This is a genomic window from Paenibacillus sp. PK1-4R, assembly GCF_030369595.1.
Lineage (GTDB): Bacteria > Bacillota > Bacilli > Paenibacillales > Paenibacillaceae > Paenibacillus.
Window position 1 is genome coordinate 5,066,787 of sequence record NZ_CP126535.1, and the last position, 16,876, is coordinate 5,083,662.

Below are 16,876 nucleotides of genomic sequence, written 5' to 3' on the forward strand. Positions count from 1 at the left end.
GTCATATATAGTCAACAGAGAGTCAACTTGCATGCAAAATAGGGGCCGGATCACCCACTAACGTGAGTACCCGACCCCTTTCTTTAATATACATATGAATATACAGACCTTAATCAACACTTTAACAGATCGAAAAGAAACAGTCTATATTTTTGGGAAAATATTCTATATATTTAGGTAGCTGGCCGGCAAAATACAGTTGAAACGGAGCATAAATTGATGATTTCCAACAACCATCTTACTCGTGAGGAATTACAGGATTATGTGCACAAAGTATTTGGTGCCAGTTACTTCATAACGCAGTGCGCAAGAATTCATGGCGGTGCACAAAAAGTCATTTACAAAATTGACTGCACGAATGGTTTCACTTGTATGCTGTACGTTTGGGATATTTCCAGCAACTATTTTCAGGAAGAGATCTTGAATGAACCCACTTTCCACAGTTCCTATGGCAGCGAACTTTTCTCTTTGAATACTCGCTTTCTCGCTCAACATGGAATCCGAACGCCGACCTTATATGATCTGAATAACGATAAAGACCGGTACTCTTATGATTTTGCTCTTGTTGAGTATGTGGATGGACAGAAAGCCGAAGTCTATTTCCAGCATAAAAATCACAAAGATCGGGATGAGTTGTTTCAACGGATCAGGGATATGTTGTCTAATATGCATAACATCCAAAGAAACGTTTATGGAAACGCCAACGATAACAGCCAAAAGGCTGGGCCTTGCTACCAAGTTCAGCGGTTGGATGCCGAAACAGCCTTATCCTATGCATCCAAACATATGACAGATATCAGGAAAAATAACGAAAGGCTGCTTGAGAAACTTTACGAATTGGAAGCAGCAATTCACCCCAGAGACCTCTATAGTTTCATTCATGGAGAGCTAGGTCCGGATCATATATGGACAGATCATGCTATGCAACCATGCCTTATTGATATTGAGGGCGCAGGATTCTTCGATCTCGAATATGAGCATAGCTTTCTCCAGTTTCGATTTGGAGACTTTTATCACTACTTAAAAAATAACAATCTCGACCCGGAGCGGATGACATTTTATCGATTTTGCCATCATTTGTCCTTGATATCAGGAGGATTGAAGCTGCTTCACAGACAATTCCCCGATCAGCAATTTGCTAAAGGTCTCGCGGAGTATCATGCCAGATGCGCAGTTCAGATGCTTATGTGATAAGAACCATATACATGAATATGGATATAAGCCTGAAAGGAGGTTTGAGCATGGAATTTATTTACGAGGATGAAAAACTTGCAGTGAGCGTTATTCAAGCCATTCACACTGGAGATATTCCATCGTTACAGCAATTGCTGGCAGAGAGTCCGGGATTGGCAAAGATAAGAATATCGGAAAGAAAGCCTGACAACGTAGATTCAGACTCTAGCATCGCTCGAACGCTGCTGCACGTGGTGACGGATTGGCCGGGGCACTTCCCTCATGGAGCGGATACCGTGAGAGTATTGACCAAGTTTGGTGCGGAAGTGAACGCTCCTTTGGTTGGTCCAAACATCGAGACACCTTTGCATTGGGCTGCAAGCTCCAATGATGTACAAGTGCTCGATGCCCTTCTTGATGCTGGCGCAGACATGGAAGCGCCTGGCGCGGTGATCGCCGGTGGCACACCGCTGGACGATGCTATTGCTTTTGCACAATGGGATACAGCACGACGCTTGGTTGAGCGCGGTGCGGTCTTTGCCCTTTGGCATGCGGCCGCCCTTGGAAATATTGACGCCATACAAGAACATTTCCAAGGAGCCCAACTCCCGGAACGTTATCCTTGGGGAACAAGCACCTCCCCTTCTCCTCCCGATGCAGTAACCGTTGCCTTCTGGTGCGCTTGCCATGGAGGTCAAAGAGAAACAGCCGAATACCTGCTTGACCACGGCGCCGAACTGAACTGGATAGCCACCTGGGATGGAACAACTCCACTGGACACAGCAAAACGTAATTTTTCAGCCGAGCTGATCCCGTGGCTTGAAAGTCAAGGTGCCAAATCCGCTAGCTAGTTTCACAGGTAGATAAATGGCTAGCATGGAATTGCCAATCGCCAACGATTTAGTTATGAGGAGAATCCAGTGGCTACTGGGAAAGTGTAGAAGACTCCAACAAATATATACAACGAAAAGTACATCGCGACTTGAGCGATGTACTTTTCGTTGTGGAGTGATCCTAAAACCGTGAGAGGCGACAAGGGTCTAATTCATTTCTTGATTTGCCATCAATAATTTCACTTGCAGCCAGATGCGCAATCAGCGGCGCCAGCGTAATTGCAGAATGCATTAGCGTCAGATAAAGTCCATCAATGTGATCATGGAAGCCCACAATCGGATAACCGTCCTCAGGCATGGGTCTCCATCCAACCTTTATGCTCTCCAGTTCCAGTTGATTTCCGTGCTTGAGACTGTGACGCAATGTGTCGTAAGCTCGCTTACCGACCGCCTGTGGTCCGTTTTCCTCCGACTCGTCGATATAATCTTCCGCAGCCAGCAGCGTATAATCTGTCAGTTGACGCGCTTCAAATTGCGCATTGGATATTAATGTGTGTATCAGTTTATTAGCAGTTTTCATCCGAATCAGAATCGAAGGTGACGAAGTTACCGGCACGTGACAACCTAACGGGTTACAAAGTTCGGGCGTACCTGTTCCTGCCGCCAATACCACAACATCCGACTCCACAAAACCCTTGGATGTATGAACACCAACCAGACGGGAACCCTCTTGCTTCAGCTGTGTAACGTTGGTGTCGAACTGAATCTTTGCTCCGTACTCTTGCGCTTTGCTCAACAACAGCTCCGTTACAGCAATAGGGTCGACCGCACCTTCTTCGCTGACAAACATGGCTTCATCCGGATATTCCTTCAGATTGGGCTCCAATGCCTCAAGCTGCTCCCGGTTTAATTTTTGAAAGTGTTGCTCCCTTAGAGGCGGAGTGTCCCAAGTTAGCGCGCCATGCCAATGAATGTTCAGTTCGGACAACTCTTGCTGAAGTGTGTGATATTCTCCCACAGCTGCATCGTACAAATGCCAGTATTCAGGAGCCACTCTATGCGTCGTATGTATCCAGGCAAATGATTTTTCCGTGACTTCACGCGCCGCGGCTGAATGCCGTTCAATAACGGTTACATTTTGATTTCGTTTGGCTAGATGATAGGCCATACACGCCCCAACAATCCCTGCACCAATGATCACAATTTTTTGTTTATTCAAAACTAACTCTCCCTTGTCACCCTATCCCCCCAAGGAATCGATTTTCCGAGGTTAGGATGGGTGTGCTCCTTTTTCATCTTCTTCGCCGTAGAGCTTCTTCATATGCTGCATATGGCCGGCTCCCCAGTTGCTCATTGTCTGGAGCACAGGTTTCATGAGCTGTCCGTACTCCGTAATCGAGTATTCGACCTTTGGCGGAATTTGCGGATACACTTCCCGATGCACAATATCGTGATACTCCAGTTCTTTTAACTGCTGGGTCAGCATCTTTTTCGAAATATCTGGAATGGCTTTTTGTAATTCGCTGAACCGCATTGTACCGTTGCTCAGCAGGCGTAGAAGAATCAAAGATTTCCATTTACCCGTGAGGATATCCAAGGCCGTTCCGAATCTGCAATACACCGTCATTCTTTTTCCTCACTTTCTGACCATACCCAGGTTTACTTTTGGTTACCTGGTTAGGTTTAAGTGCCTACTTCCTGATTCGGCATTCTCACTTTAGTATAGAGGCAGATATTAAAATCGAGCAAGTAAGGGGAAAAGAAAAGATGAATGTAACGTTATGGATCGTACAAATCATATTGGCGGCAGGCTTTGTATATTCGGGATGGATGAAAACCATTCGTATCGAGTCGTCAAAAAAGACCTGGGCCTGGGTTAATGATGTGCCAAAAAGTCTAGTTGTTCTGATCGGTATCGCGGAGCTACTCGGAGCGCTTGGCCTTGTTTTTCCGTGGGCGCTGAACATCACTCCGGTGCTTACGCCGATCGCCGCAATCGCTTTGGCTGTTGTCACAATGCTTGGAATGCTGTTTCATATTCGGCGTAAAGAGTACCGGGAGCTTGGCGTAAATATCTTTTTTATAGTTTTGGCATTGATCATAGCCTTTGGAAGACTATAGAGGAAACGGGACACCGATCCGATGCGCTGTGCAATACGAACCCCATGTTTCGGGTGCCTGGTTTCCGGTGAACGAACCGCTATCGACCTGTGTGCCACATCCCGCCATAATAAAGATCATGCACATGGAGTTATCGGCGATTTTCTTTAGATTATGGAGAGGTCATGACATCAAAATTTTTTCGCCTTTATACTCAAAAGTTATGAGAAGAATCCGGTACTACCAGGGAACGTTCTGGAAAGTGACAAAAAGCCACTAATATTATTATATAATAACCTCACCACATAAAAGGCTGGCTTCAACAGCTCATGGAAGGAAGACAACTCTCTATTGAAAGCAACCTTGAATGTACAAGAGCACATACTCATCTGGAATTGTTCATCGCTCAAAATCATGGATGTACGACATATTGTCATACAGGCCGACGAGTGCGTACGTCCTTACCTGTTCCCTGCCAGCGCCTTTCTGTACGTAACGAATGGCAATGCGACTGTGATCTTAGACGGAAATGAGCATGCTACCAAACCATTTTATATGCTTCATGGGGGCAAAAACACCCGTCTGGACATCATCCCAACGAACGCATCCTTTCATTATTACCTGATTTTCTACAAAGCCTCCTTACCGCTACCTGGCAAGCAGCATACACTTCAACAACCGGATCAACCATTGCCATTCCACCTCCAGTACGGTTTTATTCCATATCATCCTGCCATCCTCTACGAAATCACTGAGCGAATGCTGGGCGAGTGGAATAAACCGGGACGCTTGGAGCGACTCCATACCAAAACACTATTCTATCAATTTGTATATGAGTTGCTCAGACAAATGGATCAACAGCAGGTAAGCATTGTTAGGCCTAACCTTGCTTCTCAGCTTATTCGCTATATGCAGGAGCACTACGCCAAGCCGCTGACGCGGGAAACCCTCGCTCATACATTCCATTACAGCGTCCCTTATCTGTCCAAGTACTTCCGACGTGAAACTGGCGCAAGTCTAATCGATTACTTAATCGGTATTAGGATGAACAAAGCAGTAACGCTGTTGCAAAGAACCGAGTTATCTCTGCAAGAAGTCGCTGCAAGCGTTGGATATGCTGATGTATCCTATTTTATAAGAATGTTCAAAAAACATACGGGAGTCACACCAAAGCAATTCAAGGATGAGTCTGGACAAGTGACAAAAGGTTCTTATCGTCCTATCCTTAGGCTTCGATCATCCATTGCTCCGCGTAAACTCCGTCGTTATATTGATATCAGAGATGATAATCATTATCAACATAGCGAAAAAGGAGATTTACGGATGTATAGAAGCAAACTACCTGTAGGAATTACCCTACTGTTGTGCCTAACTCTATTAGTTAGCGCATGTTCCAGGCCAGCAAACACGAATGGAAGCACTGGCAGTACGCAAAGCCCAACTGTAGGTGCAGAGAGTAATATCAGTAACACCACAAACGGAAGCTCGGAGATGCAAACCTATTCTGCGGTTAACGGTGAAATACAAATCCCCAAAAAACCTCAAAGGGTCGTAATGGTTGCAGGAGCCTTTACCGGTCATTTGCTAGCTCTTGGCCTTAAGCCTGTTGGAACTGGTGATGAGTCCTTTAACAGTTATACAGAAGGAAAGCTCGATGACGTTGTCAACATCGGTAACGATGTACCCTACGAGAAAATCATGGAGTTGCAGCCGGATTTAATTGTCGTTTGGAATGACCCTGAAACGATCGAAAAGCTGTCCAAAATTGCGCCGACCGTCGCTGTTGAATATGGAATACCTCTACGGGAGCAATTGATGGATTTTGGCAAGATGACTGGTAGAGAAGAGCAAGCGAAGGCCTGGATTGCAGAGTGGGATGCTAAAATCGCTGAATATAAACCACTCGTGGAGCAAGCGGTAGGTGATCGCACGGTTTCGATTTTTGATACGGGAAGTGCCAAAGAATTTTATGCCTACGGGAGCTTTGGTAGAGGTGGAGATATTATTTATGGCGAGTTTGGCCTGAAGGCACCGCCGATCATTCAGAAGGAAGCCATCGATAGCGGCAAAGGTTGGGCCAAGTTATCACTTGAATTGTTACCACAATATGCAGGAGATTATATCTTTATTAGTGGATGGACAGGTGATGAGAGTGGGGATTCCGTTTTTGAAGGTCCTATCTGGGATAACCTCCCTGCTGTCCAGAATAATCACGTTTATCGCGAGGAAAGCCGTGGCTTCGTGTTTAGTGACCCAATTTCGTTGGAAGCCCAACTAAAATTTGTCGTAGACAGCCTAACCAAAACAGAGTGAATTTGAGTAAGCCACGGTATGTACGAGGCGAGGAGCAATCCTCCTCTTTTTATGTTTTTGTATAGTCCTTATCTTTCATTTGAAGAGAGTTTGAAAACAAAAGCACACACATAAACAGGGACCTCTCACCATGTTGGCAAGGGTCCCTGTCTTTAAACTTGTTATATAGCCCATTTTCCGTTAAGTGATGGTAAGGCCGCCGCTTGCATATCCAGCTACGGTTGTAGCCACATCAATTCCGGCTGTTACTGATGCTGAGAACACCATAAGCAGGCGGTCACCGGCAGATACCGGAATACTCAGTCCTGTTGTCACTCCGCTGGATATTGTGCCCAGTGCCAAAATGCCGGTCAGTGGAGGAGCTAAGGTTACCAATGCACCCGGTACAGCTGTAAAGGAGTTATTAGGTGTAGTGGATCTGAATAATTGTGCAGTTAAGGTTACTGTAGATCCAACCAAACTAAGTCCGGCTGTCGTGCTGAAATAAGCGGCCAGTGAAGTAATCGTTCCTGCACGAGATGCCGAGAAAGCAAAGTTAAGCAATGTGCCTGCAGCGCCTGTGAGATCAATAATTCCTCCGTTAACACTTACTCCGGTAGCACTGTTGCCAAAACCAACTAAACTGGAGGTATTCAAAAGTCCACCCAAAACTGTAGTCAAGACAACTGGAAGTCCTGATGCATAAGGAATAATTGTTCCAGAACCAGTCGCACCCGTAGCCCCGGTTGCTCCGGTTGTACCTGCTGTACCTGTTTCTCCGGTTACTCCCGTTGTACCTGCTGTGCCTGTTGCTCCCGTTACTCCGGTTGTACCTGCTGTGCCTGTTGCTCCCGTTACTCCGGTTGTACCTGCTGTGCCTGTTGCTCCCGTTACTCCGGTTGTACCTGCTGTGCCTGTTTCTCCGGTTACTCCCGTTGTACCTGCTGTGCCTGTTGCTCCGGTTACACCCGTTGTACCTGCTGTGCCTGTCGCTCCCGTTACTCCGGTTGTACCTGCTGTGCCTGTTGCTCCGGTTACTCCGGTTGTACCTGCTGTGCCTGTTGCTCCGGTTACTCCCGTTGTACCTGCTGTGCCTGTTGCTCCGGTTACTCCCGTTGTACCTGCTGCGCCTGTTGCTCCCGTTACTCCGGTTGTACCTGCTGCGCCTGTTGCTCCCGTTACTCCGGTTGTACCTGCTGTACCCGTTGCTCCGGTTACTCCCGTTGTACCTGGCGTGCCTGTCGCTCCTGTTACTCCCGTTGTACCTGCTGCGCCTGTTGCTCCCGCTGTACCTTGTGCGCCTGTTGCACCTGTCACTCCAGCTGTCCCTGGTGTGCCTGTCGCTCCCGTAGCCCCGGTCGCGCCTGTAGCTCCGTTGATGCTTGGGGTTTCACCCAGCAATTCGGAAGAAACCAAACGATGGGCAGTTACCAATGCGCCTGTGCTGCTCTTACCCCATACTGATACTTGAACAGGATCATTAACCGTCGCTGGTGTTGAAAAAGTGAACTCGAAGGCATCAAAATTAGCATAATAGTTGTTGGTTATTACTTGATTGGGTACGATGTCAAAAGACTCACTGACGTACAGTACTCTTATTCCACTTTCCATGTAATACCCTTGTATCTGTACGGTTGAGGCTGTGGCATTACTACGGTTATCAATTCTGACAGTAACGGTCTGAGTCGGTCTTACACCGCTAACAGCATTATTTTCAATCGGCCCTGTTGATAAAAAGCTCATCGCTACATCTCCTCTTTTGGGGATTTTGATCTGCTAGATGTCATTAACTGTTTTTTCGTGCTGTACCACTCGGTGTGCATCAACCAATTGTCCAGAGGCTTGTTTGCCCCACACTGAAATCTCTACTTCCTCCACGCCTTCCACATCTGTTCCAAAAACAAACTCAAAAGCATCTAAATCTGCAAAATAATTTCTGGTCACTGCTTCATTAGGGGCAATACTGATTACTTCACTCACATACAGCGTTCTTGTTGTGCTTAGCACATACCCCTGAATGGATACTGTTACAGAATCCACCTCAGCCCGACTTACCAATCTAATCGTTACCTGTTGGGTCGGTCTAACCCCGGAAACCAGATTGTTTTCAATCGGCCCAGTTGACAAAATAGCCATTTTCCCATCCCACCTTTATGAACCTCTGAGTCTAGCAGTATTTGGCATAAGCTCACTCGATAGTAATATTCAAACACTCAATCAACGGTGTGGACAAAACACAGGGGGCAATCCACCATTATCACTTAACAACCTTTTACGCACAGGGCTTTAGCTATACAAAAACTGGGATATGTACAACAAAGAGAAGAAATTATGCAATATCAAAGTTGGTCAGCAAGTAAGAGTAGATTTTGTTATGTAACCAGGATCGATTTCAGAAAATAACGAAATGACCGTTCCCCCGGTAGATTCCAGGGAAACGGTCACAGCTTAAGACGTCTTTTTCTCGTATCTAATTGTTGGCCGGGCAAAGCTATGCTTGAAAGTGTAGTTTTATAGAATACGAGATAGTATTTTTACCATCAAGCCCAATGTTAAACACATAGAATAATAATGGTCTTCTTCATTCTCTACTAAAAATAGAAAAAGATTGTATTATCTTAAAATTGTGATATGATATCGTCAAGTTAATAAACATTTAAAAGAAAATATGAAAAATAATTACATTTAGACGTGACCAAACCTCTTTCTTCGCCAAATTTCAGTGTTCTAACCCATTTTATTGAAAGCGATTACAAAAAGAAACCTGACAGATTATAGCTTTTCTAATCGCACCCACAGATGCAGGCTTACTTCGGGTTATAGCCTCTCCCCTTGCTGCCGTGACCACGTACCCGGTGCACAGGTCGTCTGGCTTAAACCATATATGACAACATGAAGATTTAACCTAACAGCCAACCTAACCATTATTTCAGGAAGGGGGTGACATGAGGAACATCTCTTCATTTTTTGGCATTTCACCATTTCAGCTATTCTGAATTTCAGCTCACCAACTAATCCAATCTTATGGAGGCGAAACGTATGATTCGTAAACCGCTAGTTTTGTTGTTGTCTTGTCTGCTAATCTTTGTCACCCTGCCCGTTGAATCCAGCCATGCAGCCAATGCAGCCGTTGCCAAACTTCCTGGAAATTCCAATCCCCTCATCGATCATAAACTGGGAGCCGATCCTTATGTGCTCGTCCATAACAATCGGGTCTATGTCTACATGACAGGTGATGCATATCTGTACAACAGTGACGGCTCTGTCCGAGAGAACCAGTACAGCACGATCGGGAAAATTAACGTCATCTCTTCAGCTGATATGGTGAACTGGACAGACCATGGTTCCATCCCGGTAGCGGGTGCGAATAATGCGAATAATGGACAAGGGATTGCCAAATGGGCTACCCAGTCCTGGGCTCCTGCCATGGCGAAGAAAACCATTGCTGGCAAAGAAAAGTTTTTCCTGTATTTTGCCAACTCGGGTGGAGGTATTGGCGTGCTCACGGCGGATTCCCCCATTGGACCGTGGTCCGATCCACTTGGTCGTGCCCTCCTGACTCATAGTACACCGGGTATGTCCGGCGTAACCTGGCTCTTTGATCCGGCTGTCCTTGTCGATGATGATGGCTCTGCTTACTTATATGCTGGAGGCGGCATTCCGAATGATACCAACGCTGCTTCCATTGCTAATCCCAAAACAGCTCGAGTCATTCGTCTCGGTGCCGACATGACCAGTGTGGTGGGCAGTGCTGTGACTATTGATTCTCCTTATATGTTCGAGGATTCCGGCATCCACAAGTATAACGGCAAATATTATTACTCCTACTGCATCAACTTCGCGGGAACACATCCTACTGCATATCCAAAAGGTGAGATCGGATACATGGTCAGCGACAGCCCCATGGGACCTTTCACGTATAAAGGACACTTTCTGAAAAATCCTGGTACGTTCTTCGGTGTAGGCGGCAATAACCACCATGCCGTGTTTCAATTCAACAACGAATGGTATGTCGCGTACCATGCGCAAACGGTGAGTCGAGCATTTCTCGGTGAAGGCAAAGGATACCGTTCCACACATATCAACAAACTGACACATAATGCGGATGGAACAATCCAGGAAGTTCAAGGAAATATGACAGGTGTACCTCAGACCACTAACCTCAACCCGTATGTCCGGGTGGAAGCCGAAACCATTGGCTGGCAAGCAGGAATTAACACTGAACCGAGTCAAGCGAGCGGTGGACCTGTAGCCAATCAGAATGTCACTAACATTCATAATGGGGATTGGATCGCGGTGGGTAATGTTGATTTTGGCTCAGCTGGAGCCTCCAAATTCAAGGCCAATGTCGCTTCTACCGGAAATGGCAACATCGAGGTTCGACTGGACAGTCCGACAGGCCCACTAGTTGGAACACTTAACGTAAGTTCAACTGGCGGTTCGCAAACTTGGCGCGAGATGGAGACCAATGTTACCAACGCTACAGGGGTACATCGTTTGTATCTGGTGTTTACAGGCTCGGGCAATGGAAATCTGTTCAAACTGGACTACTGGCAATTCACATCAGGTTCGGGCGGCAACCCTAACCCAAACCCAAATCCTAATCCCAATCCAAACGTTACCCGTTACGAAGCCGAGAATATGACGCTTGGCGGCCAATACGCTGGCGTAATCAGTTCCCCTTTTAATGGAGTCGCTCTTTACGGGAACAATGATTATGCAGCATACAATCAATATTTTGCATTCCCAACCCATCAATTCTCTGTCCGCGGCGCTTCCAACAACAATAATACAGCCCGTGTTGATCTGGTCATCGGGGGTGTAACCGCTGGTTCTTTCTACTTCACGGGAACGGAGCCGACCGTTCAAACCCTCACCGGCATCACTCACGCTACAGGCAATCAGGAAATCAAGCTGGTCGTAACAACGGATAATGGCACTTGGGATGCTTACATTGATTATCTGGAGTACTCGCTTTAATTCATAGGACATGATCGATTGGGAGGATAGAATATGTGGAAAAAAATCAGTGCTCTTCTACTCGCTCTTCCTTTGCTTATAACATCATTCCCTTTGACAAGTCCCGCTGCTTCAGCCGCAACGTTCAGCAATCCGGTTATTTACGCGGATGTTCCTGACAGTGACGTCATTCGGGTGGGCAGTGCATTTTATATGACAAGCACAACGATGCATATGAATCCGGGAGTCCCGGTCATGAAGTCTTATGATCTGGTCAACTGGAGCATCGTAAACTATGTATACGATACGCTTGGAAACGGGGATATACAGAATCTGAACAATGGACAAAACGAGTATGGGCGTGGTTCCTGGGCGAGCAGTTTGCGGTACAACAACGGTATATATTATGTGGCCTTTGGCTCGCTTTCCACGGGCAAGACGTATATTTACCAAACCAGCAATATTGAAACAGGGCCATGGACACCTTACACATTGAACAGTTATTACCATGACCCCTCCCTTTTGTTTGACGGGAATCGAACCTTTCTTGTTCATGGCAGTGATAACATCAGTATCGTTGAGCTGACACCTGATGCCAAGGCCGTTAAATCCGGCGGGCTCAATCAGGTCCTGATTCCAAACGCAAGCAGTGTTGCCGGCTCCAACATGATTGTAAAGGCAGAAGGAGCACACATTCAGAAGATCAATGGTATGTACTATGTATTCCTGATTGCCTGGCCTTCGGGTGATGGTCGCATTCAGCTTGCCTATCGTGCAAACACATTGACAGGTCCATACACAGGTAAAGTTGTACTCAGAGACTCGGGAATCGCCCAAGGAGGCATCGTGGATACCGCATCCGGCGCTTGGTACGGCTTGCTGTTTCGTGATAGCGGGGCTATTGGACGCATCCCCTATCTCGTTCCAGTGACGTGGTCGGATAACTGGCCTGTGTTTGGGGTGAACGGCAAGGTTCCACTTAACATGAATATGCCCGTTGAAGGTCAGCCTGCTGCCAAAATCTACGGGTCCGATGAGTTCAACGCAACCACATCAGGCACACCCTCAGTAACGCAACTGTTAGTGAACGGCGGTTTTGAGGAAAGTAGCATTCAGCCGTGGACCAGCAACAATACGGCGAACATCATCGTAACAAATGCCGAAGCATTCATCGGTACAAAAAGCCTGCTCGTCAGCGGCAGACAGCAGACAGCAGGCGGAGCCAAACAGATGGTTACAGGGAAGCTGGTACCGGGAGGAACATACTCTTTTTCGGCAAAGATCAAATACACTACTGGTCCTGCAACCAAAACGTTCAATCTTAGCATCCAGAACGGTGCAAGTTATACCGGAATTACCATTATGGGCAGTGCGACGTTAACCCGCGGACAGTGGGGTACCATTCAAGGTACGTATACCGTTCCGTCGAATGCAGACTTGTCTCAAAGCTTTATTTTTGTGGAAACACCGTATAACTCGAATCCGGACCCGACCAATGATTTGATGGCGTTTTATGTGGATGACGTCTCCCTGACGAGCAATTCATCTTCCGGTACATCCAGTCTCGCTACTTTCTGGCAGTGGAATCATAACCCTGATGCTGCCAACTGGTCCCTGCTCCAGCGGCCGGGTTTCATGCGATTAACTACAGGCAAAATCAGCAAAAACCTGTTAGAAGCCCGCAACACGCTGACACAACGAACCTTTGGTCCAAAAAGTACGGGGGTTACCGCTTTGGATACAGCAGGCATGAAGGATGGTGATTATGCTGGACTCGCTGCTTTTCAGGCCAGATATGGTTTTGTCGGCGTAAAAATGACGGGCAGCACCAAATCCATCGTTATGGCTAATGCCAGTTCCGGCACCATGACCGAAGTAGCAACTATGCCATTAAACCAGAACAGAATCTATCTCCGCGTCATCTGTGATTTTACGAACCAGACAGACAAAGCCTACTTTGCTTATAGTCTGGATGGCAGCAACTGGACCACCATTGGCAATACACTTCAAATGTCTTACACACTGCCACACTTTATGGGATACCGGTTTGCACTATTCAATTATGCAACGAAGTCTACTGGAGGATATGCAGATTTTGATTATTTCCGCGTAGAATAAATGTGTTTTTATTCGGTTATTAATTTTTCGCTTATTGATTAGGACCTGGACTTCACCATGTGTGAGCCAGGTCCTTTTCAGTACATTTCTTATGAAGAGTTTCAGCTTTTAACTTTTAAGAATCCCGGAACTGTTTTATATAACGCATGTATTCTTCAGCACTTCGGTTAATCTCTTCATCCGTAGCCTGGAACGAGGCACCATAGACTGCATAATGCGGCAGCGCCTTAACCCCTACATGATTCATGCTTGCTACGAAAGGTGCAACAAGTTCCTCTACGCTGTAACCGATGGAACCATCTTTCGCATAATTCTCCTGCTTATCCCCTATGGACATTGCAAGTCCCATCCGCTTTCCCTTCAATCGATTTCCTTTCGATCCGTACGCCCATCCATGAGTGAACACGTCATCAAACCATTTTTTCAGCAGCGGTGGGTAACTGTACCAATATAACGGGAACTGCAACATCATATGATCATGCGTCTCCAGCAACTCTTGTTCTCGGCAAACATCAATCTTCCAATCGGGGTAGGCCGAATATAATTCGTGAAGAACAATATCATCTGTATGCTGCAACAACTCCTCCTTCCAGCGACGATTGACTCTTGAACTTTGCATATCGGGATGTGCCAGAATAACAAGTGTTTTCATCATAAGTTCCTTTCTTCCCATCCAGGGTGTTGGTTTCTTTAATTGAATATGGACCATTATCAGTCACATCCAGTCAAAAGAAAATACACACAATGAAGTAAGATGGTTACCTCAAAGTGTGTATGGACTTCAATGTTAGAACCGTGAGAAAATAAATAGTTACACTCTATAAAACACGTAAAACTTAAACTGAGGTAAATCAGGATGAAACAATACAATCTGGGCATTGAAGCGACGCTTGAAATTATAGGTGGCAAATGGAAAGCCTTAATCATCTGTTTATTGATGTCCGGAGTAAAGAGAACGAGCGTATTAGAGCGCAGCATTCCTGGCATTTCGCAAAAAGTGTTAATTCAACAATTGCGCGAGTTGGAGCGAGACGGCCTTGTCACCAGACATGTCTACCAACAGATGCCTCCCAAAGTGGAATACGGACTTACAGAATATGGCGTTACCGCCAACACCATCGTGGATGTCATGTGTGCTTGGGGGAGGGACAATATTGCTCTCAGGCAACAACGGGGCGAAGATATCGTATTGTTGGAGAACAACCATCCCGAATCTTGACAAGGATGAAGCATACCTCATTCAAACTTCATGTTCCATGTATCACCTCTATAGTAAGATATAGATTAATGTAAATATTATTAATTTTTAATCGATAAGGAGGGCTTTATTTGAAAAATATAATTGTCTTTGGTGCAAGCAAAGGATTAGGCGATGCATTTGTCAGAGGTGTGCCGCAATCCGGTGATAAGGTCTGGGTGGTCTCTCGCAGCAAGCCGGAAAGTCTGTCCGTGGAGGATGGCGTCGAGCGAATATGGATTCAGGCTGATCTTTCCGAGCTTCAGGCAGCGGAGCAAGTTGCCAGCCAACTTCAAGGCGAGACGTTGGATGTGCTTATTTATAACGTGGGAATCTGGGAAAAGGAAGGATTTGAAGAGCACTACACGTTTGATAAGGATGAACCCGCAGATATCAGTCAGCTGATCCATGTGAATGTGACTTCTACGATTGTATGTATACAGGCTTTACTGCCTCAGCTCCGCCAATCTGAAGCAGGGAAGATCATCCTGATCGGTTCAACAGCCGGTTTGAGCAATGCAGGCAGCAGCCAGGTTTCTTTTGTCGCCTCCAAATTTGCCATAAGGGGTATTACGGAAGCTCTAAGAGAGCATACGAGGAATGACCGCATCGCGGTGACATGCATCAACCCGGGAGAACTGGCGGCAGAAATTCCGTATGAAGACGGGATGGAACGTGCACTGGCCGAGTATGATGGGACCCGCATTCCCCTGCAGGATATGGTCGCCATCGTTCGATGTATCATCAGCTTGTCCAAAGCGGCCTGCGTGAAAGAGATCAACATACCCGCCTTAACGGATACGAACACCTAGATAGAAATGACATCTGCCCGCCTCAATCGGTCCGTTCACTGGAGTTCGCTCTGTATACACATGCTGGACAAAAGCCTGTTTACATTAATACATGCGACAAGTGCGCAATACCTATGGAATTCAGGCGTTCATGCTCAGGGATATTCTCATATAACAAATGGGATTTTCCGGCCTTGTCCAGGTGATCACGCATAGCTGCAATCCGTCCTTTGTTAACATCAATAAAACGAAAATCGATTTGGCGCAAATGCTCCAGCCCGGTTAATCCAGCAAAAGAATCCGCTTTGAGCGCTGTATTCATCTCTTTCAGTTCAATAGACTCCAGAGCACGGGCTGTCCATAGATGTTTGATATCCCGTAACGATTTCATATAGTCCAGTTCGAGCTGTCTGAGAGAGGTCATATGGGAAAAGTCGCATAAATGCTCCAGCTTGGGCAAGGACAGATGCAGATATTCCAGCCCACGCATCTGTTCGAGTCCCTGAATACTCGTCAGTTTGCGAACAGAGCTTAGCTTCAACATTGAGATGGTCGACTGTGTCAATACATCCAGTCCCCCTTTTAACTCACAGTGATCCAGGGACAGATACTGAAGCACGGGCAGTTCCGCCAACACATCAACACTTTCGACCGCGCAGTTCAGAATGAGCGTATGCAGTTGGAGGCATGCCGCAATGGAAGCAAATCCGTTGAATTTGCCACGCAGTTCAAGAAAGGTCAATCGTGTGTAGTGTTTAATAAAATCGAGCCCAGTCGCCTTTGCAGGTGAATTCAATCTTAGAAACTGCAGTTGATCCATCGCACCCAGAATCGTCAAATCCTGTGCCTGCGAAAGATCAAGCTGCAAGGCAGACACATGTTTCAACTGTGCAAGTCGCCCCAAAAATCCGGATGAATATACCCCTTTAGGGTCCATATGTGATATGTGTAGGATCAGATCCGGCCGGGCAAAGAATACTTTGGCATCGAGCTCGGCAAGGTCCTCGTATGTATCCGCGCCAACGCGGAAATGAACCGTTGCTCTGCGGCGCAACAGATGCACCGCCTGGTGCATCTTTTCGGCATTCCATGGAACCCCCTGTATTGATGCATGCCATAACTCACTCACAGATAATCCCCCTTTTCCACCCATAGTTCCAATTCATTCCATTATAAACAAGATCGCCTGGATGAACCACCACCGATCCCCGTTTTTTCATTCCTTTCCTCTTTTTTCATCCCTCCCATTGACTGTTCTTATACTCATGCCTTTCCTTCCCGTTGCTTTCAGGATTATTCGACAGAAATCTACATAAAACTATAGATCATGCCGACATATAACTAAGGCGTTTTGAGCTTTTTATTAATCATCT

14 protein-coding genes are annotated in these 16,876 nt (G+C 46.4%); 8 read left to right on the forward strand and 6 right to left on the reverse strand.

Going from position 1 to position 16,876, the window contains the following annotated elements:
- The first annotated feature begins 219 nt into the window (after positions 1-219).
- Together QNO02_RS21985 and QNO02_RS21990 are read left to right on the forward strand one after the other, a co-directional pair.
- Entirely contained in the window at positions 220-1,191 is a 972-nt protein-coding gene (locus tag QNO02_RS21985; RefSeq protein WP_289389974.1) for a phosphotransferase, read from the forward strand.
- Positions 1,192-1,274: 83 nt separating this feature from the next.
- Complete coding sequence (locus QNO02_RS21990; protein WP_289389975.1) at positions 1,275-2,024, forward strand: ankyrin repeat domain-containing protein; 750 nt, start codon at positions 1,275-1,277, stop codon at positions 2,022-2,024.
- A 163-nt stretch (positions 2,025-2,187) separates the two neighbouring features.
- Here the strand turns inward: QNO02_RS21990 and QNO02_RS21995 are convergent, their stop codons facing one another.
- Both QNO02_RS21995 and QNO02_RS22000 read right to left on the reverse strand, forming a co-directional pair.
- Positions 2,188-3,225, reverse strand: coding sequence for an NAD(P)/FAD-dependent oxidoreductase (locus QNO02_RS21995; RefSeq protein ID WP_289389976.1), 1,038 nt, complete (start codon positions 3,223-3,225; stop codon positions 2,188-2,190).
- A 51-nt stretch (positions 3,226-3,276) separates the two neighbouring features.
- Positions 3,277-3,633 (reverse strand): winged helix-turn-helix transcriptional regulator, encoded by a 357-nt coding sequence (locus QNO02_RS22000; RefSeq protein ID WP_289389977.1) that lies wholly within the window; start codon positions 3,631-3,633, stop codon positions 3,277-3,279.
- Between the two features lie 140 nt (positions 3,634-3,773).
- Between QNO02_RS22000 and QNO02_RS22005 the strand changes: the two genes are divergently transcribed.
- Together QNO02_RS22005 and QNO02_RS22010 are read left to right on the forward strand one after the other, a co-directional pair.
- Positions 3,774-4,127 carry a DoxX family protein gene (locus tag QNO02_RS22005; RefSeq protein WP_091028178.1) on the forward strand — a complete coding sequence of 118 codons (354 nt, stop codon included), beginning with the start codon at positions 3,774-3,776 and terminating at the stop codon, positions 4,125-4,127.
- Positions 4,128-4,457: 330 nt separating this feature from the next.
- A complete protein-coding gene (locus tag QNO02_RS22010) occupies positions 4,458-6,419 on the forward strand; it encodes an AraC family transcriptional regulator (protein ID WP_289389978.1) in 1,962 nt (653 codons plus the stop codon).
- A 180-nt stretch (positions 6,420-6,599) separates the two neighbouring features.
- Here the strand turns inward: QNO02_RS22010 and QNO02_RS22015 are convergent, their stop codons facing one another.
- Positions 6,600-8,141 (reverse strand): exosporium glycoprotein BclB-related protein, encoded by a 1,542-nt coding sequence (locus QNO02_RS22015; protein ID WP_289389979.1) that lies wholly within the window; start codon positions 8,139-8,141, stop codon positions 6,600-6,602.
- Between the two features lie 33 nt (positions 8,142-8,174).
- Entirely contained in the window at positions 8,175-8,534 is a 360-nt protein-coding gene (locus QNO02_RS22020) for a hypothetical protein (RefSeq protein ID WP_289389980.1), read from the reverse strand.
- Between the two features lie 903 nt (positions 8,535-9,437).
- Here QNO02_RS22020 and QNO02_RS22025 point away from each other — a divergent pair.
- Both QNO02_RS22025 and QNO02_RS22030 read left to right on the forward strand, forming a co-directional pair.
- Positions 9,438-11,378 (forward strand): carbohydrate-binding protein, encoded by a 1,941-nt coding sequence (locus QNO02_RS22025; RefSeq protein ID WP_091028169.1) that lies wholly within the window; start codon positions 9,438-9,440, stop codon positions 11,376-11,378.
- Positions 11,379-11,411: 33 nt separating this feature from the next.
- Positions 11,412-13,475, forward strand: a complete 2,064-nt coding sequence (locus tag QNO02_RS22030; RefSeq protein ID WP_289389981.1) for a beta-xylosidase family glycoside hydrolase — start codon at positions 11,412-11,414, stop codon at positions 13,473-13,475.
- A gap of 115 nt (positions 13,476-13,590) precedes the next feature.
- Here the strand turns inward: QNO02_RS22030 and QNO02_RS22035 are convergent, their stop codons facing one another.
- On the reverse strand, positions 13,591-14,127 hold the full coding sequence (locus QNO02_RS22035; protein ID WP_289392849.1) for an NAD(P)H-dependent oxidoreductase: 537 nt from the start codon (positions 14,125-14,127) through the stop codon (positions 13,591-13,593).
- Positions 14,128-14,331: 204 nt separating this feature from the next.
- Here QNO02_RS22035 and QNO02_RS22040 point away from each other — a divergent pair, with 204 nt between their 5' ends.
- Both QNO02_RS22040 and QNO02_RS22045 read left to right on the forward strand, forming a co-directional pair.
- Positions 14,332-14,694 carry a winged helix-turn-helix transcriptional regulator gene (locus QNO02_RS22040; RefSeq protein ID WP_091028164.1) on the forward strand — a complete coding sequence of 121 codons (363 nt, stop codon included), beginning with the start codon at positions 14,332-14,334 and terminating at the stop codon, positions 14,692-14,694.
- A 110-nt stretch (positions 14,695-14,804) separates the two neighbouring features.
- The gene (locus QNO02_RS22045; protein WP_133385708.1) at positions 14,805-15,524 is read left to right on the forward strand and encodes an SDR family oxidoreductase; all 720 of its coding nucleotides are present in this window, start codon (positions 14,805-14,807) and stop codon (positions 15,522-15,524) included.
- Between the two features lie 79 nt (positions 15,525-15,603).
- Here QNO02_RS22045 and QNO02_RS22050 read toward each other — a convergent pair whose 3' ends face one another.
- Entirely contained in the window at positions 15,604-16,632 is a 1,029-nt protein-coding gene (locus QNO02_RS22050; RefSeq protein ID WP_289389982.1) for a leucine-rich repeat domain-containing protein, read from the reverse strand.
- Positions 16,633-16,876 lie beyond the last annotated feature (244 nt).